General features: G+C 70.7%; 25 protein-coding genes and 3 pseudogenes. 19 read left to right on the top strand and 9 right to left on the bottom strand.

Features of this window, described 5'->3' with window-relative positions; all coding sequences use genetic code 11:
* Position 1: 1 nt before the first annotated feature.
* Together ACEXOX_RS00215 and ACEXOX_RS00210 are read right to left on the bottom strand one after the other, a co-directional pair.
* Positions 2-1777: a non-oxidative hydroxyarylic acid decarboxylases subunit C gene (locus ACEXOX_RS00215; RefSeq protein ID WP_406518369.1), complete on the bottom strand. Its 1776-nt coding sequence runs from the start codon at positions 1775-1777 to the stop codon at positions 2-4.
* A 45-nt stretch (positions 1778-1822) separates the two neighbouring features.
* Positions 1823-2413 carry a non-oxidative hydroxyarylic acid decarboxylases subunit B gene (locus tag ACEXOX_RS00210; protein WP_406518368.1) on the bottom strand — a complete coding sequence of 197 codons (591 nt, stop codon included), beginning with the start codon at positions 2411-2413 and terminating at the stop codon, positions 1823-1825.
* A 182-nt stretch (positions 2414-2595) separates the two neighbouring features.
* Between ACEXOX_RS00210 and ACEXOX_RS00205 the strand changes: the two genes are divergently transcribed.
* The 5 genes from ACEXOX_RS00205 to ACEXOX_RS00185 all read left to right on the top strand — a co-directional run bounded on the left by ACEXOX_RS00205 (position 2596) and on the right by ACEXOX_RS00185 (position 7022).
* A complete protein-coding gene (locus ACEXOX_RS00205) occupies positions 2596-3531 on the top strand; it encodes an AraC family transcriptional regulator (RefSeq protein WP_406518367.1) in 936 nt (311 codons plus the stop codon).
* A gap of 28 nt (positions 3532-3559) precedes the next feature.
* The gene (locus ACEXOX_RS00200) at positions 3560-4051 is read left to right on the top strand and encodes a MarR family winged helix-turn-helix transcriptional regulator (protein ID WP_406518366.1); all 492 of its coding nucleotides are present in this window, start codon (positions 3560-3562) and stop codon (positions 4049-4051) included.
* A gap of 1300 nt (positions 4052-5351) precedes the next feature.
* Positions 5352-5945 carry a nitroreductase family protein gene (locus tag ACEXOX_RS00195; protein ID WP_406518365.1) on the top strand — a complete coding sequence of 198 codons (594 nt, stop codon included), beginning with the start codon at positions 5352-5354 and terminating at the stop codon, positions 5943-5945.
* The gene (locus ACEXOX_RS00190) at positions 5902-6264 is read left to right on the top strand and encodes a DUF6092 family protein (protein WP_406518364.1); all 363 of its coding nucleotides are present in this window, start codon (positions 5902-5904) and stop codon (positions 6262-6264) included. The genes ACEXOX_RS00195 and ACEXOX_RS00190 overlap by 44 nt, the downstream gene beginning before the upstream one ends.
* A gap of 29 nt (positions 6265-6293) precedes the next feature.
* On the top strand, positions 6294-7022 hold the full coding sequence (locus ACEXOX_RS00185) for a tRNA-dependent cyclodipeptide synthase (protein ID WP_406518362.1): 729 nt from the start codon (positions 6294-6296) through the stop codon (positions 7020-7022).
* Positions 7023-7110: 88 nt separating this feature from the next.
* Here the strand turns inward: ACEXOX_RS00185 and ACEXOX_RS00180 are convergent.
* A pseudogene (locus tag ACEXOX_RS00180) lies at positions 7111-7393 on the bottom strand (hypothetical protein); the annotation flags it as partial.
* 60 nt (positions 7394-7453) lie between these two features.
* On the opposite strand from ACEXOX_RS00180, the gene ACEXOX_RS00175 reads away from it, so the two are divergent.
* Positions 7454-8638, top strand: a complete 1185-nt coding sequence (locus tag ACEXOX_RS00175; protein WP_406518361.1) for an IS701 family transposase — start codon at positions 7454-7456, stop codon at positions 8636-8638.
* Between the two features lie 341 nt (positions 8639-8979).
* Here the strand turns inward: ACEXOX_RS00175 and ACEXOX_RS00170 are convergent, their stop codons facing one another.
* Positions 8980-9939, bottom strand: coding sequence for a DNA-binding protein (locus ACEXOX_RS00170; protein WP_406518360.1), 960 nt, complete (start codon positions 9937-9939; stop codon positions 8980-8982).
* Between the two features lie 601 nt (positions 9940-10540).
* Here ACEXOX_RS00170 and ACEXOX_RS00165 point away from each other — a divergent pair.
* On the top strand, positions 10541-11056 hold the full coding sequence (locus tag ACEXOX_RS00165; RefSeq protein WP_406518359.1) for a hypothetical protein: 516 nt from the start codon (positions 10541-10543) through the stop codon (positions 11054-11056).
* Complete coding sequence (locus ACEXOX_RS00160) at positions 11044-11550, top strand: abortive infection family protein (protein WP_406518358.1); 507 nt, start codon at positions 11044-11046, stop codon at positions 11548-11550. Before ACEXOX_RS00165 ends, ACEXOX_RS00160 begins: the two co-directional genes overlap by 13 nt.
* Positions 11551-11593: 43 nt before the next feature.
* On the opposite strand, the pseudogene ACEXOX_RS00155 reads toward ACEXOX_RS00160, so the two are convergent.
* A pseudogene (locus ACEXOX_RS00155) lies at positions 11594-13202 on the bottom strand (helicase associated domain-containing protein); the annotation flags it as partial.
* 227 nt (positions 13203-13429) lie between these two features.
* Between ACEXOX_RS00155 and ACEXOX_RS00150 the strand changes: the two are divergent.
* The 3 genes from ACEXOX_RS00150 (at position 13430) to ACEXOX_RS00140 (ending at position 15319) form a co-directional block, all read left to right on the top strand.
* Positions 13430-13909, top strand: coding sequence for an aldo/keto reductase (locus tag ACEXOX_RS00150; RefSeq protein WP_406518357.1), 480 nt, complete (start codon positions 13430-13432; stop codon positions 13907-13909).
* Positions 13906-14538, top strand: a complete 633-nt coding sequence (locus ACEXOX_RS00145) for a TetR/AcrR family transcriptional regulator (RefSeq protein ID WP_406518356.1) — start codon at positions 13906-13908, stop codon at positions 14536-14538. Before ACEXOX_RS00150 ends, ACEXOX_RS00145 begins: the two co-directional genes overlap by 4 nt.
* A 64-nt stretch (positions 14539-14602) precedes the next feature.
* Positions 14603-15319 (top strand): alpha/beta fold hydrolase, encoded by a 717-nt coding sequence (locus ACEXOX_RS00140; protein ID WP_406518355.1) that lies wholly within the window; start codon positions 14603-14605, stop codon positions 15317-15319.
* Positions 15320-15711: 392 nt separating this feature from the next.
* Here ACEXOX_RS00140 and ACEXOX_RS00135 read toward each other — a convergent pair whose 3' ends face one another.
* Positions 15712-16749, bottom strand: a complete 1038-nt coding sequence (locus ACEXOX_RS00135) for a hypothetical protein (protein ID WP_406518354.1) — start codon at positions 16747-16749, stop codon at positions 15712-15714.
* A gap of 211 nt (positions 16750-16960) precedes the next feature.
* Here ACEXOX_RS00135 and ACEXOX_RS00130 point away from each other — a divergent pair, with 211 nt between their 5' ends.
* From ACEXOX_RS00130 to ACEXOX_RS00120, 3 genes are all read left to right on the top strand, one after another.
* Entirely contained in the window at positions 16961-17221 is a 261-nt protein-coding gene (locus ACEXOX_RS00130; RefSeq protein ID WP_406518352.1) for a GlsB/YeaQ/YmgE family stress response membrane protein, read from the top strand.
* Positions 17222-17777: 556 nt separating this feature from the next.
* Positions 17778-18416, top strand: coding sequence for a hypothetical protein (locus ACEXOX_RS00125; RefSeq protein ID WP_406518351.1), 639 nt, complete (start codon positions 17778-17780; stop codon positions 18414-18416).
* A 728-nt stretch (positions 18417-19144) separates the two neighbouring features.
* Positions 19145-19315 carry a hypothetical protein gene (locus tag ACEXOX_RS00120; RefSeq protein WP_406518350.1) on the top strand — a complete coding sequence of 57 codons (171 nt, stop codon included), beginning with the start codon at positions 19145-19147 and terminating at the stop codon, positions 19313-19315.
* Positions 19316-19710: 395 nt separating this feature from the next.
* Here the strand turns inward: ACEXOX_RS00120 and ACEXOX_RS00115 are convergent, their stop codons facing one another.
* The 3 genes from ACEXOX_RS00115 to ACEXOX_RS00105 all read right to left on the bottom strand — a co-directional run bounded on the left by ACEXOX_RS00115 (position 19711) and on the right by ACEXOX_RS00105 (position 23061).
* On the bottom strand, positions 19711-20115 hold the full coding sequence (locus tag ACEXOX_RS00115; protein WP_406518349.1) for a transposase: 405 nt from the start codon (positions 20113-20115) through the stop codon (positions 19711-19713).
* A 622-nt stretch (positions 20116-20737) separates the two neighbouring features.
* Positions 20738-21487, bottom strand: a complete 750-nt coding sequence (locus tag ACEXOX_RS00110) for a pentapeptide repeat-containing protein (protein ID WP_406518348.1) — start codon at positions 21485-21487, stop codon at positions 20738-20740.
* A gap of 635 nt (positions 21488-22122) precedes the next feature.
* On the bottom strand, positions 22123-23061 hold the full coding sequence (locus ACEXOX_RS00105; protein WP_406518347.1) for a GlxA family transcriptional regulator: 939 nt from the start codon (positions 23059-23061) through the stop codon (positions 22123-22125).
* A 207-nt stretch (positions 23062-23268) separates the two neighbouring features.
* Between ACEXOX_RS00105 and ACEXOX_RS00100 the strand changes: the two genes are divergently transcribed.
* From ACEXOX_RS00100 to ACEXOX_RS00080, 5 genes and pseudogenes are all read left to right on the top strand, one after another.
* Positions 23269-23958 carry a DJ-1/PfpI family protein gene (locus ACEXOX_RS00100; RefSeq protein ID WP_406518346.1) on the top strand — a complete coding sequence of 230 codons (690 nt, stop codon included), beginning with the start codon at positions 23269-23271 and terminating at the stop codon, positions 23956-23958.
* A gap of 64 nt (positions 23959-24022) precedes the next feature.
* Positions 24023-24340: a hypothetical protein gene (locus ACEXOX_RS00095; RefSeq protein WP_406518345.1), complete on the top strand. Its 318-nt coding sequence runs from the start codon at positions 24023-24025 to the stop codon at positions 24338-24340.
* Positions 24337-24812 (top strand): annotated as a pseudogene (locus ACEXOX_RS00090) (DUF2269 family protein). The gene ACEXOX_RS00095 and the pseudogene ACEXOX_RS00090 overlap by 4 nt, the downstream one beginning before the upstream one ends.
* On the top strand, positions 24809-25111 hold the full coding sequence (locus ACEXOX_RS00085) for a DUF3817 domain-containing protein (RefSeq protein ID WP_406518344.1): 303 nt from the start codon (positions 24809-24811) through the stop codon (positions 25109-25111). Before ACEXOX_RS00090 ends, ACEXOX_RS00085 begins: the two are co-directional and overlap by 4 nt.
* The gene (locus ACEXOX_RS00080) at positions 25108-25506 is read left to right on the top strand and encodes a DUF6010 family protein (RefSeq protein WP_406518343.1); all 399 of its coding nucleotides are present in this window, start codon (positions 25108-25110) and stop codon (positions 25504-25506) included. Before ACEXOX_RS00085 ends, ACEXOX_RS00080 begins: the two co-directional genes overlap by 4 nt.
* The last annotated feature ends 141 nt before the right edge of the window (positions 25507-25647 follow it).

The following is a 25647-nucleotide window of genomic DNA, read 5'->3' as shown; positions in this document are numbered from 1 at the left end:
GTTACCTGACAACGGGGCGGTGCGGGAGTTCCCGGTGGGTATGGGATGGCTCACGGCCTTCACGCTCCCGGCGCAGCGGGGGGACGGCGGGGACCTCCGGCGCGCTGCGGATGTCCTCCACGGTCAGCTTGAAGCTGTCGGGATAGGCGGTGCGGGTGGTGCGGCGTGCCGGTTCGCTGGTGCGCCAGCAGTACAGGCACTGCTCGCATTGCAGGACGTCCCACGCCCCGGGGACGGGAGAGGTGAACAGCCGCGTGATCGCGGGGTGGGCGCAGCGGGGGCAGACGGTCTTCTCGGACATGCGGCTCCTTGATGCGGTCGTGCCCGGTCGGCCGGTGGCCGGCGGGCCTGGGTCAGCGGTCGGCGGCCAGCTGCTGCAGGCGGTCGAGCCATGCCGCGGCCTCGGGCAGGTCGCGGACCGGATTGCCGTAATTGCCGCGGGTATCGGGGGCGACGGGCGTGGTGGCGTCGATGACGAGCTTGTCGGTGATGCCGGGGGCTGCGCCTGCGGTGCGAGTTCGAGGACCGGCAGGTTGGGGATACGGATGAGGTCCCCGGACGGGTTCATCTTCGTCGACAGCGCCCACATGACCTGGGGCAGGTTGAAGGGATCGACGTCCTCGTCCACGACGATGACGGTGGTCGCGTAGCCGAGACCGTGCGGTGTGGTCAGCACGCGCAGGCCGACGGCCTTGGCGAAGCCGCCATAGCGCTTGGCGGTGGAGACGATGACCACCAGGCCGTGGGTGTACATGGCGTTGACCGCCTGAACCTCCGGAAACTCCGTTGTGAGCTGCTGGTACAGCGGCACGCAGGTGTTGGCGGCGATCAGGTAGTCGACCTCGGTCCAGGGCATGCCCAGGTAGAGGTGCTCGAAGACCGGCCGGCTGCGGTAGGAGATCTTGTCGATGCGGATGACGGTCATGCGGCGGCCGCCGGAGTAGTGGCCGGTGAACTCCCCGAAGGGACCTTCGATCTCGCGCTTGCGGCCTTCGATGACGCCCTCGATGACGACCTCGGAGCCCCACGGCACGGGCAGGCCGGTCAACGGGGCGGACGCGAGAGGCGCGGGAGCGCCGCGGAGCGCGCCGGCCAGCTCGTACTCGTTCTCGTCGTACTTCATCGGGGTGGACGCCACGATGGAGATCACCGGATCGTTGCCCAGGGTGATGGCGACGGGCAGGTCATCGCCCGCCTGCTCGGCCTTGTGCAGGTGCTGGGCGATGTCGTGCATGGGCACGGGCTGAAGCGCGAGCTTGCGCTTGCCCTTGACCTCGATGCGGTAGATGCCGACGTTCTGCTTGCCGCTGTTCTCCGGGTCCTCGGGGTCCTTGGAGACGACCGCGGCCTTGTCGATGTAGAAGCCGCCGTCGCCGTCGTTGAGACGGAACAGCGGCAGCACCTGGAAGATGTCCGCCTCGTCGCCGTCCATGGTGTTCTGCGCCCACGGCGGGTCCGCGCGCCACTCGGGGGCGACGGGGAAGTCGTTCCAGCGGCGGATGAACTCCTCCACCTGCCGCTTGACCGGGGTGTCCTTGGGCAGGCCCAGTGCCAGGGCGTGGTTGGCCCAGGAACCGTGGACGTTCAGGGCGATGCGGGCGGCGGTGAAGCCGGTGACGTTGTCGAAGTACAGCGCCGGGGCCGTGTCGCCCAGACGCGGGGCGGCGTTGGCGGCCGCGGCCAGGTCCGGCTCGGGCATCACCTCGTCGGTGACGCGCAGCAGCTGGCCCTCGCGGTCCAGGGCGTCGAGGAAACTGCGCAGGTCGTCGTGGGCCATGGAAAAGGCTCCTTCGGTTCGCTGTTGAGTGCCGGCGGTGGGATGTCAGGCAGCGGGCCGTTCCCGGCGGGCCTCGCGCATGCCCTGCCAGCGGCGGGCGGCGGGTGCCGGGAGGCCGAACTGGTCCAGGACGCGGGCGGTGATGTGGTCGACGATGTCGTCGACGTTCTGCGGGCGGTTGTAGAAGGCGGGCACGGGCGGGACGATCTGGGCGCCCATCCGGGCGAGGGCCAGCATGTTCTCCAGGTGGATCTCGCTCAGCGGTGTCTCCCGCGGCACCAGCACCAGACGGCGCCGCTCCTTGAGCACCACATCGGCGGCGCGGGCCACCAGTCCGTCGGCGTACCCGGTGCGGATTCCGGCCAGCGTCTTCATCGAGCACGGCACGATGACCATCCCGTCCACGCGGAACGACCCCGAGGCGATCGGCGCGCCCTGGTCCTCCGGCGCGTGTACGTGGTCGGCCAGCGCGGCGATCTCCCGTGCCGACCGTCCCGTCTCCAGCTCGATGGTCGAGCGGGCCCAGCGCGAGCACACCAGATGGGTCTCCACCTCCGGCAGCTGCTGGAGGTTCTCCAGCAGCCGGACGCCGAAGACCGCGCCGGTCGCTCCCGTCATCCCGATGATCAGCCGCACAGCAGCCCTCCCTCACACCGGCCGGACCGCCGGCCTCACTGATGGTTTCCGGTCGCCGAGCGGCGGTGGCGCCTGAGCGCCACCGCCCGGGCAGGCCCTGTCACGCCGGCTCATCGCCACCTGCTCGCACCACAACGCTAAGGCGGTGCCAGAAGGGCCATCCCCTACACTTGAGACACGTCATGAACAGAAACGGACGCCCTGAGGGCGGGACCGCCGACGGCATCGTGGCCGTCCCCTACCGCCCCACTCCCGGCTCGCCACCGGGTGTGGAGGTTCTCGGCTTTCCCCGGCTCGCCGCACGGGCGCGCGGCCACGGCCTCGACCCCTACCGTCCCCGGCGTCCGGCCTTCCACGAACTGCTCACCGTCACCACCGGAACCCTGCGCTGTTCTGTCGACTTCAGCACCTTCGACCTCACCCCCGGTACCTGGCTGTGGGTACGTCCGGGGCAGGTCCTGCAGTTCCTCACGCACCTGACCGCGGCCGGCGGCACCGCGATCCTCTTCCCGCCCGGCTTCCTCAGCACCGCCACGGTCGGCATCACCGGCGCGGAGGACCACACCCGGTGCCGCCTGCTGCGTCCCACCGCCCGTCAGACACCCGCCCTCGGCCACATCCGCAGGGCGCTAGAAGAGGGCTACGGCGACGTGGCCGCGCTGCCGCTGAAGGCCCACATCGAAGCCATGCGCAGCCTGCTGTCCGCCCTGCTGCTCCACCTCGCCCACCCGGACGGCACCCCGCCGTCCGACAACCCCGGCGACGAGCCCTTCCGCCGCTTCCGGCAGGCCGTCGAAGAGGGCTTCTGCCGCACCCACCGCGTCGAGGAGTACGCCGCCCGGCTCGGTTACAGCGTGCGCACCCTCACCCGCGCCACCCGGGCGGCCGTCGGCTGCGGAGCCAAACGCTTCATCGACGACCGCGTCCTGCTGGAGGCCAAACGCCTCCTCGCGCACACGGCCCTGCCCCCGCCGTCATCGGTGAACGCGTCGGCTTCCACCACGCCACCGCCTTCAGCGCCTTCTTCCGCCGACGCACCGGCACCACACCCACCGCTTTCCGCGCCTGGGCCGCCGGCACCGCGCCGGCCTCCCAGCACTCCGCCGGCTCTCAGGTGACAGCCGACGACCCCAGCGAGGACCTTTCATGAACCCCGACCGCAACCTCCCCCAACTCCTCGCCGAGGCCAAGCACTGGTTCGACACGGCGCTCGCCGCCGCCATGGCCGATGCGGGCGAGCGGCCCATCACCCTCGGCCAGCAAAACGTCTTCGCCCACCTGCCGCCCGACGGCGCCACCGTCTCGGACCTGGCCCGCTGGATGGACGTCGCCCGGCAAAGCGCCCACCAGGCCGTTCACGCCCTCATCGGCATGGGCCTGCTCGAACAGACCCCGGACCCCGCCTCCGCCCGCCGCCGCATCATCGTCATGACCGCCGAAGGCCGACGCGTGCACCGTCTCGCCCGCACCCTGATCGCCCGGCTGGAGGACGACCTCGGCAAACGCCTCGGCCCACCGACACTCACCACCCTGCGCCAGACTCTCGAACGCCCGTGGGGCCCGGCTGCTCTGGAGGCCGGCGCGGCCATGCCGGACACGGAGAACAGCACCCCGGCCCCGCGTGACGCCACGCCGTAGCCGGCAGCCAGGGCGCGGCACCCGCTAGCGTGGCCCCGCGGCGAGCTGGCCGCGGGTACGCGTACCCACAGGCCTCCGGCCCACGCCGAAACGGGCACCGGAGCCCGTTTCACCAAGGCGCAGTGATCAGATGCTGAGACCGGTCTTGCGCTGCGGCGGCTCGCCGACGAACACCAGGTCCAGCTGCCGACTCGCGGCTCAGCGTCCGTCGGCCTCTCATGCCGGCGTCCTGATAGCAGGGCCTCTGACGTGTGCTTACGCCGGGCCGCGTGGCGCAGTGGGCGCGAGACACCCGGAACACGAACTGCAAAAGTGCAGGACACTTTCGCGCGAGTCGGCTCCGGCACTTCGAGGCATTCGGCGACCTTCCGCACCAACGCCGCGACATGGGGCAGAAGGTAGCTGTCCAGCGAGGCGACGTCGTCACACAGCCGGGCCCGTAGCCCGTGCCGGCATGCCTCGGTGAACAACCGCTGCGCGTCGACCTCGGGCCTTTCTTCTGCGTACATCTGCCCCCAGGAGAACTGCGCCCGCGCTCCGTCGTCATCGGAGGGAAGTGGTGCTCCGAGCATCCCGGCGACTTCGTGCCGGTCCGCATCCGTCGGGCCGGCCGCCCGGCGGCGCTGCTGCCGGATCTGGAGGTGGGAGGCGAGGGTGTCCAGATCCATGCCGGTGCCCTGGCAGTAGGCGGCGATCAGCATGGAGACCATGTCCGACGTGTCGGCGGCGTCCGTGGCACGGATCATCGTCATCCGCTTCCAGTCATAGGCGACATCCGGCTCGGTGTAGCGCAGCACCTCCCCCAAGTTCATGACCGCTTCGGAACCAAGCTGGTGCACCGCCCGCCGCAGTGGCTCGGGCATCGGAGTGTGGTCCATGGCCGCACGTTAAGACGTTGCTCCGCTGTGAGGGCGCGACAGGCCGACCAGGCAGCCACAGCTCGACCACAGAAGTCGACACCCACGCGACGCCGGTCCGAATCTTTGCTGACGGTCACCCAACCAACCGCACCCCTACGGCAGATGCGGCCGGGCGGAACGCATCGAAGGGTCTTTCTGAACACCTCGCAAGGGAAGACTATTCCCTCACCCACCTGTCCTTGCGTGAACGATTGTTGATGTGCTAACAATCCTCCAGAGATCGAATAGCTCAAGGCCCTGGGACGCCGGATTAGGTACCCATACCTGATGCGCCTCGAGTCTCGCTTGAGTACTCCTGGACGGCACACGACAAGAATTGGGCACCACGGGCAGAATCCCTCGCCCGGAGAATCCCGAAGGCCCTACCTGAAAGGAAACGCATGTCGAAGAACCCCCAGAAGGATGCACCACCCGGGGAGTTACCGGACGCGCTGCACGTCCTCCGCACCCGCAGCGTCGTCCGCAACTACGCGCCCGAGCCGGTCGACGACTCCGTGATCGACCAGCTGCTCGACGCCATGCTCGCGGCCCCCTCCGCCTCCAACAAGCAGGCCTGGTCCTTCGTCGTCGTACGTGATCCGGCGTCCGTGCGGCGCCTGCGGGCCTTCTCCCCCGGCATCATCGGGACCCCCGCGTTCTGCGTCCTCGCCTGCGTCGACCAGAGCCTGACGAAGCATCAGTCTCCGGCGGCCGCAGAGAACATCCACGCCACCAGCAAGCTCTGTGTGGCCATGGCGGTGGAGAACCTGCTCCTCGCCGCGCACGCCGTCGGCCTGGGCGGATGCCCCGTGCACAGCTTCCGCAAGGACGCGGTCGGCGCGCTGCTCGGCCTTCCCGAGCACATCGAGCCGGTGCTGATCGTGCCGATCGGCCGGCCCGCGAGCCCGCCCACCCCCTCCGAACGCCGCGACAAGAAGGAGGTCGTCAGCCATGAAGTCTGGGGAAACCACTCCGCCACGACCCCGGCCGTCTGAGGTGCCGAACCGGCAGTCCGCCGCGCCGGACCGGCTGCACGAGGACGTCGCCCTCCTCGCCGCGTATCTGCTCAGCAGCGCACGGGGGCTTCTCGAAGAGCCGCCCGAGTACGGCGTGTACCGCTGCCTCGACGGCGCCCGACGGGCGCTGGAGACCCTGGACCAGAACGGCGTGAGCACCCCGGAACTCAGCGCCGTTCGCCGCCGCCTGGACGACCAGATGTTCAGTCCGATGGGAGGCGATGAGCTGCTTCCCGGAATCCTTGACGACGTATGCATGCGCCTGGTCGACGCCCTGAAGAATATGAAATCCGCGTGAACAGAAGAGGAATGAGAGATTCCCCCGACATGCTGAATACCGTGCCCCTCGGCGAGTCCCACGGCATGCAGTCAGAAGCCCTCGGTGAGGAGTCCGAGCGATTATGGAAGATGGGCGAGCACGCCCTCATCGGGATAAGCGCAGGCAACAGCTACTTCAGTCAGCACCGGCTCACGGCTCTGCTGCAGTGGGCCGCGCACCATTTCAAGATGACGGACGTCGTCTATGTCGATACCCACATCGACGACATGCAGATCGCGGACGGCCGTGACCCCCGCGAGGCCGCCAAGTCGGTGAAGCGCACGCTCAAGGACGTACGCCGCCGCATCCATCGGGCGACGGAGAGCCTGGGCCCCGAGATCGCCCGCTTCCGCGTCCGGCCCCTCTCCGGGATCCAGGACACCCCCGAGTACCAGGCCGTACGCGCCCGCGTGGACCAGGCCGTCCAGTACGACGAGCCCTTCGCCGCGGCCTGCCGGGACATGGTGCGCGCCGTCGTCACGAACCGCCCGGACGGCGAGGGGATCTCCGACGCGCACCTTGAGGCAGGCATGAAGTACGTCATGGCCGAGGCACCGCTGTTCGTGGACTCCCCCGGCGTCTTCGGCGTCTCGACCTCGGTGCTCTGCTACCACATGCTCACCCCGGTCACCGTGCACTTCGCCGGTGGAGACACGGAGTACCAGGCCGCCACGGGCCAGGGCTACGTGGTCGTCCGGCCCGGTGAAGGCGAGGAAGGGGGCGGGCCGGTCGCCTAACTGTATTGCCCTGTGAGGTTGGGGACGCGGCTGGCGGGTGGTTGGCCCTTCAGTGCGGTGTGTCCGCGGTGGTGATTGTAGGTGTGCAGCCAGCCCCGGCCCCGTCCATCACGCCACAGCAGCCGTACCGGCCGCCCCGCGAGCCCGGTCACGTCCGGGTCGCGGTCAAGGGCCATCAGCTGGGTACGCATCGCGTTCGACCCCGCGGCTACGTGCCGTCCGGTGGTCGCCGACCACCACAGGCCCGGCCCCCAGCGCCGCCCCGGGACCACCGGGAACGCCGACACCGGCGCCAAGTCCTCGAACGCCACGGTCGTGGCGGCATCCGCCCACCGCTGCTGCACCGCCTGGCCCACCGGGTCAAGGAACACCGCCTAGTACTGCAACGGTGCTTGCCGTGACTGGTGGCCAGTTGGGTCGTTGGTCTGGTTATGGGTGGGGGCCTTGCTGATGTCAGGTTGTGGGCGGGTGAGCTTGAAGCGGTGCATGGGAGGTTCGTGCACCGCTTCAGCCGGGAGGAGCCGCGCCAGTCGGCGCTGGCCTATATGCGCGGGCTGATCTCGCCGCTGGAGCGGAAGAACGGCTGGACGCTGGCGGAGGAGGCCGGTTATGGCGGCCCCGATCGCATCCACCGGCTGCTGAACCGCATCGAGTGGGATGCTGACGAGGTCCTGGGCGACGTACGTGACTACGTCGTGGAACACCTCGGCGACCGGGACGCCGTGCTCATCGTCGATGACACCGGTTTCCTGAAGAAGGGCGTCCGCTCGGCCGGGGTCCAGCGGCAGTACTCCGGCACCGCGGGACGCACCGAGAACTCCCAGATCGGGGTCTTCCTCGCCTACGCGACGGGCCGCGGACGCACGTTGATCGACCGGCGGTTGTATCTGCCCGCGTCGTGGACGGATGACCGTGAGCGATGCCGGCGGGCGGGCATCGGCGACAGTGTCGCCTTCGAGACGAAGGTGGCCATGGCCAAGGAGATGATCCGCCGGGCCATCGCCGACCGGCTCCCGTTTCGGTGGGTGACGGCCGATGCCGCTTACGGCTTCAGCAAGGGCTGGCGCTTCGAGCTCGAGCAGGCCGATGTCTTTCACGTCATGGCCACCACCCGGCACGACACCGTCGTCACCCGCTGGGCCATCGACCACCCCGTCCACGACCTGTTCCCCGGCCTGCCGCGGCAGAAGTGGAAACGCCGCTCCTGCGGCGAGGGGGCCCACGGACGGCGGATCTTCGACTGGGCCCGCGTTGAGGTGCGGCCCTGGCACCGCGAGGACCGTCAGCACTGGGTGATCGCCCGTCGCAGCGTCAGCCGGCCCGAGGAAATCTCCTACTACATCGCCTACTGCCCCGCCGGCACCACTCTCGACGAGCTGATCCGCGTCGCCGGGAGCCGATGGGCGGTGGAGGAATGTTTTCAGAGCGCGAAGCAGGAGTGCGGGCTGGACGACTACCAGGTCCGCCGCTACCCGGGCTGGCACCGCCACATGACGTTGGCCATGGCCGCCCACGCCTGCCTGACTGTCCTGCGGGCCCGTGAGCTGGATGCGGAGAAAGCAGAAACGGATCCTCCCAGCTCATCCACCTCAGTCTTGCCGAAATCCGGCGTCTGATCTACCGACTCACCCACCGCCGGCCGGCACCGGCCGAGCACATCCTGTACTGGTCACACTGGCGTCGACGGCGCCAGCACCAAGCCCGCAACAGTCACTACAAGCAACGCGGGCACAGCCCCTGATCCTGGCCACCAGTCACGGCAAGCACCGTTGCAGTACTAGAACCCGCCACCCCGGTCGACGGCCGCTCGCCCTGCCCAGCTCCTGGGCCGCGCCGCTCGTGTGCTGTTCACCCGCGCCAGCCAAGCTGCTCCCGCCCGCCCGGACCACTGTTTTCAGTGTTCCTGCCACGAACGAGTGCCGTATCAGCTAACTGCCGACTCCCTGACGCATCGCTCTCAGCGGTCGTCACCCCGTCTGTCCGCGGTCAGCATCTTCCGGAGCACCTCGGCAGGCATGTCCACCCACCGGGCGACCTCTTCCAGCGGCACCCCGCCGTTCACCGCCGCTACCGCCGTGCGTTTCCAGGCGTTCTCGATCAGACCGGCACTGTGACCGAGACCGCACAGCAACCGCCGGGCGACCTCGGCGGTCGGCCCACTGTGCACCCCGCGCAGCTGCAGCAGCTGCTCCTCGGCACTGTCGATAGCGTTGGTGATGAGCCTGCGCTGCTCTGCGGGCACCGCAGCCCGCCACATCGTCCCCGAACCGGGCGCCTTCTTCTCCTTGCCCAGCACCCGCAGCTGGCCGGCCATAGTTGCGGCCTGGTGTTCCTGGCGCAGCCACCACGGGTGGTTGTCGTAGCCGGACGGCCCGCCGGCTCCGCGGCGCCGACGGATGACGCTGCCCATCCAGGCGATGAGCGGCTCGCCGTGGTCCGTCGCGGCCAGCGGCCCCAGCCACCCCCGTCCCAGCCGCTCACCGAGCCTGCGGCAGAACATCCCGTCGGCGGGCAGCGCCCGCGGCCGTCCCGCACCACTGTCCCTCCACACCAGCTCCGCCATAGCCGGGTCCAGCAGCGCGTCCGCGACCGTCACCACCTCAGGGAAGACGACCGCATCCCGCCCCACAATCCGCCACCACTCCAGATCACCACCTGCATTCCCGCCCGCGACCTGGTGCAGCCGCCGCAGCCAGATCGTCTCCTGTTCCCAGCCACAGGCCTGATCCCACCACCGCGCGACCACCACCCACGCCAGAGCGAAAACCCGCTCCGGCTCGGCCCCAGCCCGCACGGCCCGCCGCGCCACCCCCGCCCACCGCCGCTGCGCCCCGACCACCTCCGGCACGTGCCGCACGTCCAGGTACTCACGAGGCTGGTCGGCGTCCGCGTCCAAGAGCCACCGCCCGTGCCGCACGCACACCCGATCCCACCGCGGGGCGCACCGCATCGCCCGGAAAGCCGTCCCCGTGCGCCGGGCCGCGCACAGCCGACAGCCAAACGCCACCGGCCCGGCAACAACGCCGCCGATCCGCCACGCCGCCGTCGGCACTCCATCTCCCTCGGCCGGCAGCTTGCCGTCCTGCCGCGCCCAGGACGGCAACGCCCTCGCCAGCACGTCTTCCTCGACGCCGCACATGCCCGCCAGGAGATGACGCCCGGCTACGTTCAGCAGTACCTCGGCGTCGGCCCGGCAGGCGCCGCTGTCGTGCTTGGGCTGGTGGTTGCGCCAGTGCCAGCACGACCGCAGTGCCTTAGCCTCCAGTCCGTAGCGGCTTGCTAAGCGGAAGATCAGTGACGAGGCCGTTTCTCCCCCAAGGGAGCGGTCCGCAGAATGCCCGGATGATGGGTCACTCCACCACAGTGCCGTGTTGACCTGCTCGGGTGGGCACTTTCACAGCGCATGCCCTGCGGATCAAGCACACAGAGGTGAGAAGAACCGATGGTTCCTCTGACGACTGCGTGCGGCGACGAGCAGCCGGCGGAGTCGTCCCTCCGACTAGGGCAACCAAGGCGCGGTGGCCGCCGCCCAGCCAGGCGTTCAAGGCTGGGCGGCGCTCGCCGTGCGGCCACCGTTCAGCGTCTTGGAGGAGGAAAATCCCGCTCCCAAGGCCATCGGCCAGCCTTATCGTCTGGGCATGTCGTCGTACCGCAGAGACCTGATCAGCCGAGCCACGCGCAACGAGTTCCGCTCGCTGGCGACCGACATGACGGTGGGCCTTGTCTCCGAGGCCTGGCAGAACCACAACTTCGCCCCCGTTCCCGAGGACGAGCTGAACTACGACGACACGAGCGTGCGCCGCATCACGTTCGAAACATACGCCGCCGCGATCGACTGGGCGGACTACACCCAGGTATCCCGAGCACTCCTCGTTTTCGAAGACTTCATCCGCTACCACCGGCAGAGCGGCTGGGAGGGCAACTGGCTCGAGGAAGTCACCGTCAAGCTGGAACGCGACGGCTTGAGCGTGGACGACCGAGGGCGCATCTCGTGGCTGCGCCGCCCGTCGCCACGGGCCACTTGGAGAAGCTGACCGACCCGTCGGGCATCCTGGCGGAACTGGAACGGGTTAGCCGCACCATCGCAGACGATCCGGCTGCTGCGATCGGAAGCGCCAAACAACTGATTGAGGCGACCGCGAAGACCGTACTGCGGGAACGAGGAATCGCCTTCGACGAGCACACAAAGGTCCCGGCACTCGTCAAGCAGGTTCAGAAGGCTCTCCACCTCGACGCCTCATCCGTTACTCCCGGCCCAGACGGCACGGATGCAGTCAAGAAGATCCTCGGCGGAGTGGCCTCAATTGCCGTAGGTGTGGCAGAACTGCGTAACCGCGGATACGGCACCGGACATGGTCAGGCCAGCGCTCCCAGCAACCTTGGCATCCGCCACGCCCAGCTCGCTGCCAACGCGGCTATCACCTGGTGTCAACTCATGCTCGACACGCTCGGCGATCCGGCAGCACCGTGGAAGAAGACCGCCATTGCCACGCAGACCCAGGGACCGAGGCCTGCGGTGGCCCCCTGACCATGCCCGCTCCAAATGATCGGAGCGGGCACCACCATCCTTCCTACGCCCTCGCCCAGTCGATGCCCAGCGCCGCCAGGGCGGTGCGCTGCTCCTGGTCGAGCTTGTCCCGCCGGCTCTTGGTGTTCGAGAGCCACACCCCCAGCTTGACGGGCACCGGTTCCATCTCGCCGTCGACCGTGATCTCCTCGGCGTGGCCTCGCGGGACCGGCCGGCCCACGCCCTCGCGTTCCACCCACTGTGCCAGGGCGGTCAGGCCTCGCTGGAATGCCTGCTGGGTCTTGCTCGGGCCCTTCGTCGTGCGCGCGGCCGTCGGGGCGGGAGCCGGCGTCTCAGCGCCCTTGATGCCCAGTGCGGCCAGCCGCTCGCGCTGCTCGGGGAGGAGTTGGGCCCAGGTGCCCGGTTCCTGCTGCCTCCACCGCCACGTGCCGATGTCATCGCAGTCGAAGACGACGCCCGGCGCGATGTAGGGCAGCACTCCGTCGGCGTCGACGAGGTCGGCGAGCACCCGGTAGTGCCGCTGTCAGTTCAGCGGTCAGGGGCAGTGCCAGTGCGGGGTGATCGCGGTCCGCTGCTTCGCGTGCTCCGCCGCCCGCTGCGTGTCCTTGTCCAGGCCGCCCTTCCTGCGGAGGTTGGCCATGTGCTGTCCGATGGGCGCCATCGCCTCGTCCTCGCTCCACTGGGCGTCTTGCCGGGGCGAGGTGTCCGGTGGCCCGCCGGCGGGACCGGAACGTGGCGAGCTGGTTCTCCCGGCTTCTTCGCCCGGCTCCCACACCATGCCGGCCTCCGGCGCGTCCAGGAGTTCCTTGCGCCGCTCCTTCAGCTCTCCGGCCCGTAGCGCTTTGCGCTGCTGGCGCACCCGCCGCCCGAGCGGGAGGTCCTCGGTGACGCCGACGGTCGTCTTGACGTCGTAGGGGACGGCGTACAGGCCGGTGATCTTGTTCTCGGCGTGCCGGCGCAGCAGGCCTGGTAGCCCTCCAGCCGCACCAGCGAACCGGCCGGTACACCCGCGTGCGCAGGAAGGCGGCGATCGTCGCCGCATCCCGGGAAGAGGGTGCAGCAGCGCCGGCTCGGCCGCCGCGTCCGTGTCGTCCTGCTCCTGGCCCTCACCGTCGCCCTCGGTGCCGGCGCCGATGACCCGGCCCTGCGCGTCGCGTTTGACGTGCACCTTGCGCTGGTGCTTGCTGCGGGTCAGGGCGCGGGAGGCGAGCTGTCCGGCCCTGCGCTCGCCGTGCGAGCGCAGGGCCTGGAGCACGGCGACCAGCGGGCGGAAGCTGGCGGAGGCGACCATGTCGGTCGGGCTCTCGCCGGGCTGGAGGAAGACGGGGACGATGACGCGGGCGGTCTTCGTGCGGCCGTCGCGGTGGGGGCGCAGCGTCCGGCCGGTGTTCTGCATGCTCTCGGCCTGGGAGCCGCGGGTGCCGGCGAAGCAGGTCGCTTCGATGCCGTGTTCGCTGGTGGTGTCGTTGTCTTTGCCGAGGGTGTGTACGGAGGCGGGGAGGGTGCGGTGGGCCCGGCGGCCGGCGGCGTCGATGCCGCCGGTGAACTGGCGCAGGGCCTCGCGCCGCTCGGCCTCGGTGTGGTAGCCGCCCGGCCGCGTAGCCCACACGTGGTCCGGGGGTACGCGGCCGGGCGGCCTCCAGCTCGTGGAACGGTGTGCCGGTCGACGGTGCGGGGGCTGGTCCGCGGCCGCCAGGTGTACCGCGGCGGCATGGTGGGCCTGCTCGGCGCGCTTCATCTTCACCTCGGCCATGCCCCGGTCCCCGGGGTGGCCTTTCCACGGGCGGTTCGGCGCTGTACCGCCCGAGTTCCGGGGGCGGGTGTTGCGGATCTGTGGGATCCAAATTACGTTACGTACCGGAACGTTAAGGAGGTGGCGATGCGTCACACCCCGCTCGGAACGCTTCAGGTCTCGGCGCAGGCACTGGGCTGCATGAGCATGGGCGAGTACTACGGCCGGTCCGACTGGGACCGGGCTCTCTCGGCCGCCCACCGGGCCCTGGATCTGGGTGCCACCCTGCTGGACACCGCCGGCATCTACGGTGCCGGACACGACGAGGTCCTGCTCGGCCGTGCGATCGCGGACCGGCGCGAGGACGTGGTGGTGGCCACCAAGTTCGGCATCGACCGCTCGGCGGGTGATCATCGTCGCCGTGTGCGCGGGGAGCCGGACTACGTGCGCCGCTGCTGTGATGCCTCACTGCTGCGCCTGGGCGTCGAACACATCGACCTGTACTACCTGCACCGGCCACTGCAGGATGACGACACGGTGCTGGCGCGGCTCGATCCGCTCGCCCGGGAAGTGTCCGGCGAACGGCACGGCGCACTGCAGGCCGTCCGGCCCCGGGCCCAGCTGTGACCGGCCCGCAGAACCGCGGGCGGGGACGGCCCCGCGAGGCCGCGCACGAGGAGCGCGTACTCACCGCCGCCGCGCAACTGCTCCGGGAAGGCGGCGTCGCCGCGTGCACGGTCGAGGCGGCGAGCCGCCGCAGCGGGGTGAGCAAGCCCGCGATCTACCGGCGCTGGCCGCACCGCACCGCGCTGGCGATCGAAGCCTTCGCCGCGCACATCGACCGCCTGGTGCCGCTGGTCGAAACCGGGGACAGCGCGCACGACCTGGTCCAGGCCGTCGCCCACCTGGCCGAGTACTACCAAGGCCGCGACGGCGTCGTCTTCGCCCAGCTCGTCGCTGCCGCCGTGCTGGAACCCGGCACCGCCGAGCTGCTCAACGCCCGGTTCTTCGCCCCGCGCCGCGCGGCGCTCCGGGCGCTGTGGGAACGCGGGGTCGCGCGCGGCGAACTCGACCCGCACGTCGAACCCGATGCGGCGATCGACCTGCTCTTCGGCCCGGTGGCGTTCCGCCTGCTGCTCGGCCACCAGCCCGTCGACGTGGACTCTTGCGTGCGCCTGGCCCGCACCGCCGTACAGGGCCTGCTCCTCACCCGACCGACCACCCCGCCCCTACCACCGACGGCAACCGGAGGTTAGAACCATACTTCCCTTCACCGACACTCCTCAGCAGCCCCATGCGAAGTACCCGGGGCGCACCCTTGTGACCTCGCATTCGTTCAGCTTCGCCCGCCGTGAATGGATCGAGGCGAGCGCGCCGCTGTCGGAGCAGTTCCGGGTCGTGGCGGTGGACGCGCCCGGCCACGGCGAGGCGCACGCGGTCCCGGGCTACACGATGGCCGAGATGGCCGCTGCGTTCGCCGCCACGATCAACGAACTCCGCCTGACCGACTACGTGCTGGTCGGCCACTCGATGACCGGCAAGATCATGCAGATCCTTGCCGGCCGGGCCGGCGCCGGGCTGGGGCTCGCACCTCCACCGGCGAAGCTCGTGCTGATCACCCCCACGCCGCTCGGGCAAGAGGCCGGCGGCGAGGACCTGCCGCGCGAACTGTTCGAGAGCCGTCGGGGTGACGCAGACGCCAAGAAGTTCGTGCTGGATCGCACCGCGCTGCCGCTGGAGCCGGAAGTGTTCGACCGTGCCTGCGAAGACTACGCGCGGATGAACCGCAAGGCCTGGGACGCCTGGCTGAAGGAGGGGATATACGAGGACTGGACCGAGCGCGCCGCGCCGATCGACGTCGAGACCCTGCTGATCGTCGCGGACGGCGACCCGGCCTGGGGCCTGGAGATGCAGAAGAAGCTGACGGTGCCCTACCTGTCCAACGTCACGATCGCGTCGGTCGACTGCGGCCACCAGGTACCGATGGAGGCACCGCAGGCCCTGTCCGACCTGATCACCGCCTTCGCCGCGTCATGACCGGCACCGCTCAGCCCTCGGCCGAAGACCGGGACTGGGGCGGGCGGCTGCCCCTGGCCTCCCACGGCCCGCTCACCGAGGAGCAGCCCGCCGCGCAGCAGCGCATGCGGGACAAGGTCGTGCCGTGGGCCCGGGAGGCGGGAGGCGGGAGCCGCCGTGGTAGGCGGGTCTGGCCGGGTGCCCGTCGGCGCACGCGGCGTCGTACCGCAGGATGCGCGAGCCGCTGCGCAGCGGCGTCACCTCGGTCGTGCCGTCGCCGGCCTCGGTCGCAGCCGGTGCTGTACGGTGCCGTCGCGGCACGTGCCGGCCTGGGCGGCCGGCGCCGTGTACGCCGTGTACGCCGCGTGCAGGACGGTGGAGCCGGCCGCGCCGGCAAGCTGGTGCACCGGCAGTCACCAGCTCAAGGTTGTCCTTTCCTGGGCGCTTTGCCCGTGTTCGAGCGGCCGGGGCTTGCCGGGCGTGCGGCGGGCCCCGCTCCGGCCGGCCGAAACGGGCCGGACCGGAGCGGACCGGAGCGGGCCGGACCGGAGCAGGTCAGAACAGGAGGTCGTAGATGTTCCAGCCGCCACCGACCGGGATGGCCTTGTTGGGAACGATTCCCCCTGGTAGCGCATTCCCGCGTAGACCGACAGGTTGCCGTCGAGGTCGCGGGCGGCCAGATCGGGCAGCTGGTCGCCGTCCAGGTCCCGGATGCCGGCGAAGTCGGCGTAGACGTTCCAGCCGCCGCCCACGCGGACCCGCCTCTCGAAGGGCCGGGAAGGGTCACCGGAGCCGGTGGCCTGGTACTTCCAGAGCACGCCGTCCGTGTCGCGGGCCAGCAGACCGTCTTTGAAGGTGGCCAGGCGGTCGTACACCTGCCAGCCGCCGCCCACGCGCACCGGCGGCGCGAACGGGGCGGAGGGCTTGCCCGTACCGGCGTAGAAGTAGAGGCCGCCGTCGGCGTCGCGGGCCACGAGGTCGTTCTTGCCGTCGTTGTCGGCGTCGCCCGCACCCGTGATGCTGGTGTACCGGTCCCAGCCGTACCCGATGCCCTGCGGCACCTTGAACGGCGCGGACGGGCTGCCGCTGCCCTGGTAGAAGTACAGCTTGCCGCTCTTGTCGACGGCCGCGACGTCCCCCGTGCCGCCGGCCGACGTCCCCCCGAGCGAGGTGATCTTCACGTACTGGTCCCAGCCGCCGCCGATTCTCGTCCGCGGCTGGAACGGCGGAACGGTCCACCCCGTGCCCTCGTACTGCCACAGCACGCCGTCGTGGTCCCGGGCGTACATCGCCGTACGCTCCGAGGCGGGCCGCGGCTGCGCCGGCGCGGTGCCCGTGGCCGGCGCCGCGACGGCCGCACCGGCGGCGGCGAGCGGCAGGGCGAGCGAGGCCGCGGCGGCGGCGACCAGGGCCGGGCGGATACGACGGCGGGTGCGCTGCATACGTAACATCAAGTCCCCTGTGTACACGTGCCGTTACGTCCCCCGATATCCGGAAGACGGGCGGCATCAACCGTTTTCCGGGACGGTACCGGCAGGTGACCGTTTTCTGGGCGGAACAGGAAGAGCGGTGACCGAATGGTCATATTGCGGGGCGTACGGCGGGCCGCGCGGGGCACGCGCACAGGTGTCCGAGGGTGCACCTCCAGCAGAAGGAGTCGTCGTGTCGTTCCTGTGGGCCGTCATCGCCGGTCTCGTCGTCGGGCTGCTGGCCAAGCTGGTCCTGCCCGGGCGGCAGCCCGTTCCGCTGTGGCTGACGATCATCCTGGGCATGGTCGGCGCCGTCGCCGGCAACGCGCTCGCCACCGCCTTCGGCGTGCGCGACACCGGCGGCATCGACTGGATCCGCCACCTCTTCCAGATCGGCATCGCCGCCGTCCTGCTCGCCGCCGTCACCCCGCTGTGGGCCAAGCGGCACACCTGACACGCCGTACGGGCCGGCTCCGCCGGGCACCGCCCCGGCGGAACCGGCCCGTATCAGCGCCCCGCCCCGCCGCCTCGAACGCCTCGGCGGCCGGTGTCCGGGCGGGCCAGGAGGGCCGGCCGTGGCCCGGCGCGAGGTGCCGGCTGGCAGCTCAGCGGCCGCGGGGCTCTCCTCCCGGTGCCCTGGCGTCGGAGCCTCGGGCCTGCGCCTACGTCGGGCCGCCGCGGGGCGCGGCGTGTGCGAGGTGCCCGGGACATGAACTGCGAAGCCGCAGGACACTTCGGTGCGGGTCCGCACACGGAGCCCCCGCAGGTGCCGCCGCACCCAGGGGCACGGGCACACCCGGCAGACTGCTGGCGTGGTGACCTGCGATGCAGCACGACCCAGCGTGTACGCCGCGAACCTCAGGCCCGTTTCAGGCGTTTCACAAGGCTCGGCAGCAGCGGAAGCCCGGATCTTGCGGACGCGGGACAACCTGCGGACGTCCGGGCCCGAAACGGCCCAAGTTCTCTGCTCTCATGGCATTGCAGGAAATGCAGGCACGAGAGGGGCGCTGGTGAGCAGGCGAAGTGTGCGGAAGATGCTGGGGCGGATGGCGGGCGAAGAGCCCGTTCAGGTCACCAGCGCCATGGCTTCCATGGACAAACTCGCCCGGCTCGGCGCGTTGGCCCAGCAGTTCGGGTACGACTACGTGCACGTGGGGCGAGGAGCCGGGCCGCGCGGTGCCGGGTATGTGATGACCCTCGAGCCCGACCCCCGCCCGGAGGCCCGCGAGCGGGCCGCCCGTAACCGGGCGCGGTATCCCGGCGCCGCCGACGGCGGCGCGTTGCCGCCCCTCGCCCCCGGGGCAGTCCGGCTCTTCAAGGCGCGCATCGCCTACGACCTGGCCTCCAGACTGACCGAGAAGCAGATGCTGTGGCTCGCGGGCGTCGCGTTCACGTTGCTGGCCGGGGCCCTCGCCTTCCGGTTGCGTGCGCACCCCGCCGCTCTCGTCGTGGTCGCCGTCGGCTGGGCCGTGATGATGGCCCTCCTGCCCCTCGGGGTCGTCGTCAACCGGCGCTACAAGGAAAGGAACCTCGCCATGCTCCGGGCGGCCGGCTTCACGGCGGTGACCGACGCCGGGGGAAAGCTGCGGTACCTGCCGCCGGGAGGGCAGCTGCCCGGGCGGGGGAGGGCTCTTCCCCGGAAGCCCTAGCTGTGTTGACCGGAGAGGTTGGGGACGCGGCTGGCTGGGGTGTGGCCGCTGATTCCGGGAGGGCAGGCCCGTAACCGCTGGCCCTCCCGGCGGCCCGCGGAAATCCGGATGCCTTCCGCCGGCCCGCCGCCTGCCCCCGGGTCCGTGCCGGCACCCCGCATTTCCTAGTGTGAATGCTCGGGGATTGTGAATGTGTGGGGCACACCGAGACCGGCAGCCCATGCCGCCAGGTCCGTACGGCGGCCTGCCGGCGGCCCCGTCACGGATCGGCTGGACGTCTCGAAGTCGTACCGGTGAACCTGCCAGTGCACTGCTGAACGTACGGACGCCGGCACTCCTGCTCAACGGCGTAAGCAACAACGCGTCACCCGATACAGGACCCGGGCCGTCGCCGACGCCGCCGAGGCGGCGCGAGAACTTCCGCACCGCGTCCTGGACGGCGAGCCCCTGGCCGCCACGGATACGGGGAGGCCTTCTTCGGGTGGCTGCAGGCCCGGGCCGGACGCGGCCCGGAACCGGGCGCCGGCTTGCACCGTTCACGTCGCCGTTTTCGGCATCCTGGCCATCGGTGACCGCATGGATCTCCGACCGCGGCCGTACCGCGAGCGGCGCGCACAGCCGCTCGAACTCCTGGGGGCGGGCCGCCGCGGATCCGCCCGGTCCCGGCGACCGCCGGCCTCGGCGAGGCGCTGGGCCGGACAGGCGCGCTCGGTGGTGTCGAAGGCAGCGTGTCCAAGCCGGACCGGCCGTACGCCGCGGGCCGTACGGCCTCCGGCCGGCCCGAACGGGGACGGCGCCACACCCTGGACGCCGCCGTCCCCGCCGTCACCGGCACCACCCCGGCCGCCCAGGCCCTCGTCCTCGGCCTGCCCGCGCCCGCGGCGGGGCCGTCGGGGTGAGCCTGCCGCTCTCTGCACGGGTGGTGCGCCGCGGTCGCCGGGCAGGGGGCGACGTGGAGCCGGATCAGCGTGCCCTCGGTGACGGGCAGTTCGCTGTCGCGGCCGATCCGCGCGGACCGCTGCTGTAAGCGGGGGAGGAGCCGGTCCCAGGCACGGGCCTCGGCCTTGCCGTGCGGGCCGTGCCGTTCACCGTGACCGCCGACGGCTCCGGCCACGAGGCGGGGCGGGGCGGGCTGAACTCCGTGCCGTACCGTACCGTACCGTACCGTGCCGTGCCGGGGCGGCCGGCCCGGGAGCGTAGATGCGCGGCGGCTTCGGCAGCCGCAGCGCGCGCTCCGAGCGCAGGCGCCCGACCAGCTCGCCGGGCAGGTCGCGCAGGAGCCAGGCCGGCCGCATCACGTCATAGCCCGCGTCCAGCACGACCAGGATGTCCCGGTCGCCGCGCAGCCACTGACCGGACGCGGCCAGCCGCCCGACCACCGCCGGCGGCTGGCCGGCGGTGACGGCCGCCGCGTCGTCGGCGGGCCCCGGCCGAACCGCGTCCGGACCTGCGGCCCTGAGGTGCGGTCCGCGGTGAGCGTGACGACGGACGAGTACGGCCGGTCCGGCACCACGTGGTGCGATGAGCGGCCGTTGCGGCCGTGGACCAGGCAGAACAGCCGGTCCGGCGAGCAGGCCGCGTCCGAGCGCAGCCACGGGGACGCGTCGACGGCGAGCACGATCCGGGCGCCGAAGCGCGGCATCGGCAGGGAAGCCAGCAGGCCACGCAGGGTCTCGGTCTCCAGGCGGCCGTGGGCCAAGCGCCGTACGGCGGGCCCTGGCCACGCTGATGCCCGGCCAGCAGCGACAGTTCGGCCGGTGTCCGCCTCGGGCCGTCCGCGCACAGCAGCGCGTCGGTCAGCTCGGAGAACGCATCAGCCCGCGCGGACAGACACCCGTAGAAAGCCGTCCGGAAACGCGACAGTTCCGCGAGCGTCTCCCGTCCGCCGGCCCGCACCAGCCCACTCATCCCCACGGCCTCTATCACGCACGTCCGTACCCGGGGGCAGGCTTTCAGGACCACGAGGAGGACGGGCCCCCTGACCGGCACGGAGCCCCCGGCGCCGTACCACTGCCCCCGGCGACGCGGGTGATTGCCCAGGTGGCCGTGGGCTTGACGCGCCACCGGTTCAGTAGGTGTTTCTCTTCCTGAGCGCAGCAGGTCAGAGCCCATCTGGTGCCCGCGGGGCAGAAGTAGCCGTTCTGCGACCCCGTCACGGAGATACCGGACGGCGTTAGGCATGGGTGTGCGGCCATGCTGGAAAGTCCGATGATCACGGGTGTCCCCGCCGTGCCCCCGTGTTGCCGGCAGCTACCCGTGCAGCCGCCGGACGTGGGCTCCGGGAAGCAGCCCGTGCTCGTCACGTTGAACTCCGAACACACCTAGTCAGCACGGGCCGCGTCGATCTCGTTCCTCGTCAGGCCCTTCACGCCATACAGTTCCGCGTGACGCAGTTTCAAACCGATCTTGCGCGCTCCGGTCAGGTCCGCCCCGCGCAGATCCGCCCCGCGCAGATCCGCTCCGCGCAGATCCGCTCCGCTCAGGTCCGCTCCGTTCATGTACGCAGCGGTCAGGTCCGCTCCGAGGAGGTCCGCTCCGCGCAGGTCCGCGCCGGTCAGGTCCGCTCCGCGCAGGTTCATCGCTGTTTCGGCTGTTCCTTCGGAGACAAGGCCGGGGAGCTTGGCCCCGGTAAGAACCAGACGGAAGGCGCCGTCCCGGGTCACGTCGCGGCCGACGAGGACGGTAGAAGCAGCCTGGATGTCGGCCGGGAGCCCCCGGATGCTCTGGAGTCCCTTTGGCGCTTCGGTGGCATGGGTGCGGATGTAGGTGGCGAGGACGTTGGCGATGGTGGGCTGGTCGCGACGGGAGTCCTGCATGATCCGCTGCAAGGCGTAGATGCCGCCCAACCGCACATCCATCTTGTCCTCGCCGAGGTTTCCCACCGCCGCCGTGTAGCGGTCGGTGATCTGCCCTTCCTCGGCCGGCGCCCGGTCCTCCCGCGCCTGGGAGTTGGCCTGCTGTGCCTGCTCATGGGCTTGCCTGGTCTGCACATTCGAGTACCACAGACCCGCCACCGCCACGACAGCGGCTACCACGACGGTGAACAACTCGACCCGGCGCGCCCAGTCCATGCCCCCCGGACGCCCCCCAGGAGCAGGCTCGGGGGCAGGGGAGGTGTCCGGCGGCGGGGCGGAGCCTGCCCCCGGCCTGGTGGAGGTCCGGGCGGTGAGGCGGGTGGTACGGCGTAACCGTGGGCGGCGGGCAGGCGTGACAGACATACCTGTATCCGATCTCAGCTTCCCATGCCGCGCAGCGATTCGCTGAAGCCAAGACGGAAACGCCCCTCGGGACAGGAAGACGTCATCGGCTTCTTCGCCGAACCGTGTGCAGGAGCACGGGTAAGGGCCACTCCCGGTGAAGAGAGCGCCGTCCTGGCCGCCTTGGGAGACGTCGCCTTCCCGGCCTTACGGGCCGTCACCAGGTGCTTCCAGAGTCCAGGTGCTGATCACAGGGCTGCTTGCCGGAGCCCACGTCAGCCGGGTGCACTGTTAGCTGGTGGCACCGGGGCCAAGGGGGACGGCCCGCACCAGCCCACTCATCCCCACGGCCTCTATCACGCACGTCCGTACCCGGGGACAGGCTTTCAGGACCACGAGGAGGACGGACCCCCTGCCCGGCAGTGGCTCCGGAGAGTCACCGGACGGCCAGATCCGTGGTTGAGGAACAAGCACAGCAATCGGATCGGCGGCGGCTCCGAGCCACCGGTTCAGCTGAACGCGCGCCGGTAGGCCTGCGGGCTGAGGCCGGTGGTGCGTTTGAAGCGGTCACGGAAGGTGGTGGGTGAGCCGAAGCCGACCTGGTAGCCGATGCGCTCCACGGAGTGCTCCGTGGTTTCCAGCAGGTGCTGCGCCTGGCGGACGCGGGCCCGGTGGAGCCACTGGAGCGGGGTGGTGCCGGTCTGCTCGCGAAAGCGCCGGATCAGGGTTCGGGTGCTGGTCCCGGCCCGCTCGGCGATGTCGGCGAGGGTGAGGTCGCGGGCCAGGTTTTCCCGCAGCCAGGCGAGCAGCACCTCAAGCCCAAAGCCCTGCGGTGCGGGGGCGTGGTCGTGGACGATGAACTGCGCCTGTCCGCCCTCCCGTTCGAGAGGCATCACCGACAGGCGGGCGGCGTCGGCGGCGACGGCCGAGCCGTGGTCACGGCGGATCATGTGCAGGCACAGGTCCATACCCGCGGCAGCGCCGGCCGAGGTGAGGAACTGGCCGTTGTCGACGTAGAGGACGTCTGGGTCGACGTCGAGGTCCGGGTGGGCGGCGGCCAAAAGCCCGGCCGCACGCCAGTGGGTCGTGACGCGCAGTCCGTCGAGGAGCCCGGTGGCAGCCAGGGGGAAGGTGCCTGCGCAGATGGAGGCGATCCGCGTGCCGTCCGCAGCGGCCGACCGCAGTGCGTCGCGCACGGCGGGAGGCAGCGCCGCAGCGGGATCGCTGACACCCGGCACGATGATCGTGTCCGCGTCCTGGAGGCCCTCCAGACCCCAGGGGGCGCGCACAGTGAAGGCTCCGGCGTCGATCTCGTCGTGCTCGGCGCACACCCGGACCTGGTAGCCGGGCCGCCCGTCGGGCAGGCGGGTCCGGGAGAAGACCTCGATCGGGGTGGACAGATCGAACGGGATCACCTGATCCAGCGCGAGAACGGCAACGGTGTGCATGGCCGGAACGTACCTCCCCATCGGCTTGACGGATCCGGACCGGCGCCCGGGCAGCTCTCTGTCATTTCTCTGTCATTGCAGTTCTGGGCCTCCTGGAAGCTCTTGGCATTATCCCGTTGGAATCCGTCACTAGTGCCACTGGGCGATCACGGCGACAGCCGGTTGACTTCGGGGCGTCCGATGGAAAACGCCCCCGAAGGAACATCCATGCACATCCAGGTCGTCCTGTTCGATGGCTTCGACCCGCTCGATGCCATCGCCCCCTACGAGGTGCTGCACGCCGGCGGCTCGGCGTCCGACGGCGCGGTGACCGTCGAGCTGGTCTGCGCGGAGGGCCCCCGTGAGGTGACCAGCGGCACCGGAGGACTGACACTGCGCGCCACGGGCGTCCTCGACCTGGAGCGCGCGGACATGCTTGTGGTGCCCGGCGCCTCCGGCCGCGTAGGTGAACCCGGCGAGGCCCCGGAAGAAGAGGCGGGGGCCGGCGAGCGGAAGCAGGACGAATTCATCCCGGTGCTGCTGGGCCGCACGCTGACCACCGAGCTCCCCGCGCTCCTCAAGCAGGCCATGGACGCTCCGGACATCACGGTCGCCACCGTCTGCGGCGGCTCGCTCGTCCTGGCCCTGGCAGGCCTGCTGGAGGGACGCCACGCCACCACCCATCACCTGGGCCTCGACATGCTGGACGCCGCCGGCGCCCACGCGGTCCGCGCCCGCATCGTGGACGACGGCGATCTGATCACCGGCGCGGGCGTCACCTCCGGACTCGACCTGGGCCTGTATCTGCTGGAGCGCGAGATCGGCCCCCGCGTCGCGCACGCCGTCGAAGAGCTCTTGCGCCACGAGCGGCGCGGCACCGTCTGGCGCGCCCAGGGCCCGACGCCCACCCCCTTCTGAGCCCTCGGCCCTTGGCAGGCCAGCCGCTCACCGTCCCCCTTGCACAGTCAGGAAGAACACCAGCATGTCCGTCGAAGGCACCTGGAACCTGTCCGTCTCCACCCCCATCGGCAAGATCAAGGCCGTGGTCGAACTCCGCGAGCAGGACGGCACCCTGACCGGCGCCGCCCACGGAGCCGGCGAGAAAACACCACTCGGCGACCTCACCCTCGACGGCGACCGGCTCACCTGGAAGCAGGCCGTCACCCAGCCCATGCGGCTGAACCTGGCATTCGACGTGACGGTCGACGGCGACACCCTCCAGGGCACCTCCAAGGCCGGCCGCCTGCCGTCTTCGAAGGTCACCGGCGAGCGTCAGATTGCCCCGGAGCACCAGGCGTGACCAAGCTCCTGCTGTCCTTGCACGTCCTGGCCGCCATCGTCGCCGTCGGCCCGGTCACGGTCGCCGCGAGCATGTTTCCCGCGACGCTGCGCCGCGCCCACGGCGACTTCGGCGACGGCGACGCCCGCACGACCCTGCGGACACTGCACCGCATCTGCCGGCTCTACGCGCACATCGGCATCGCCGTGCCCCTGTTCGGCCTCGCCACGGCCGGCAGCCTCGGCGTCCTCGGCGACACCTGGCTGATCACCTCGATCCTGCTGACGGCGGCGGCCGCCGCCGTCCTGGCCCTGCTGATCCTGCCCGCGCAGGACCGCGCCCTGGCCCGGACAACGCGTTCCGCCCCGCCGTTGCCAGCGCCACCCCCTCGGCACCGGGCCGTCTCGCCCTGCTCACCGGCGTCTTCAACCTGCTGTGGGCCACCGTCACCGTACTGATGATCATCCGACCCGGCTCCACCACGGGGGTATGACCATGTCCCTCCGGCCTCCGCGCCACCTGCGCACCGCCGCTCACGCCGAGCTGATCTCCCTGACCGTGATGCTGGCCAACGTGTTCACCGTCCACCTCAAGCCCATTTCATCCTTGACGGGCCCCACCCATGGCTGCGCCTACCTGTTCGTCGTGATCGCGACCTGGCGCCTCAAGCAGGCCCCGGCCGCCGCCAAGGTCCTGGCCATCGTCCCGGGCGCCGGCGGGCTGCTCGCGCTGCGACAGCTCGACCGCGTCGATACGGCCCGCGCCCAGCCGGAAGAAGTGATGCCCTCATGAACCTTGTCTCACCGGTGATCGTCGGCATCCTCTACTGCCTGCTGATGTCCCTGATCAAAGAACCGCACCGGCGCCGCTTCAACGCGATCATGGTGGGCGGAGCCGGCGCCGCATACCTCAGCGGGGGCGGATTCGGCCCGTGGGAGCTCCCGTTCGTCGCGCTCATGGCCTACGTTGCCTACCGCGGCCTGGAGTCCTGGGCCTTCATCGGCATCGGATGGCTGCTCCACACCGCATGGGACATGGCCCACCACCTCAAGGGCAATCCGATCCTGCCGTTCTCCCACGACGTATCCCTGGCGTGCGCCATCTGCGATCCGGTCATCGCCCTGTGGTGCTTCCGCGGAGGACCTTCCCTGATCGCGCTCGTCCGCCGCTGGTCAGGGCGCTTCTGACGGCTCTTGACAGTGTCGCGCAGCCGGATGACGATCGCGGTGACGGTGCGGGTGCCGTTGAAGATGTAGTCGCGCTTGTCGTAGCGGCTGGCCGCTGCCCGCAACTGTCTCCACTTGCTGACGCAGCGCTCGGCCGCGCTG

The sequence above is a fragment of the Streptomyces sp. Ac-502 genome, assembly GCF_045222935.1.
Classification (GTDB): Bacteria; Actinomycetota; Actinomycetes; order Streptomycetales; family Streptomycetaceae; genus Streptomyces; species Streptomyces monomycini.
Note: the sequence above shows the minus strand (reverse complement) of the source record. Positions and strands in the feature narration are given on the sequence as shown.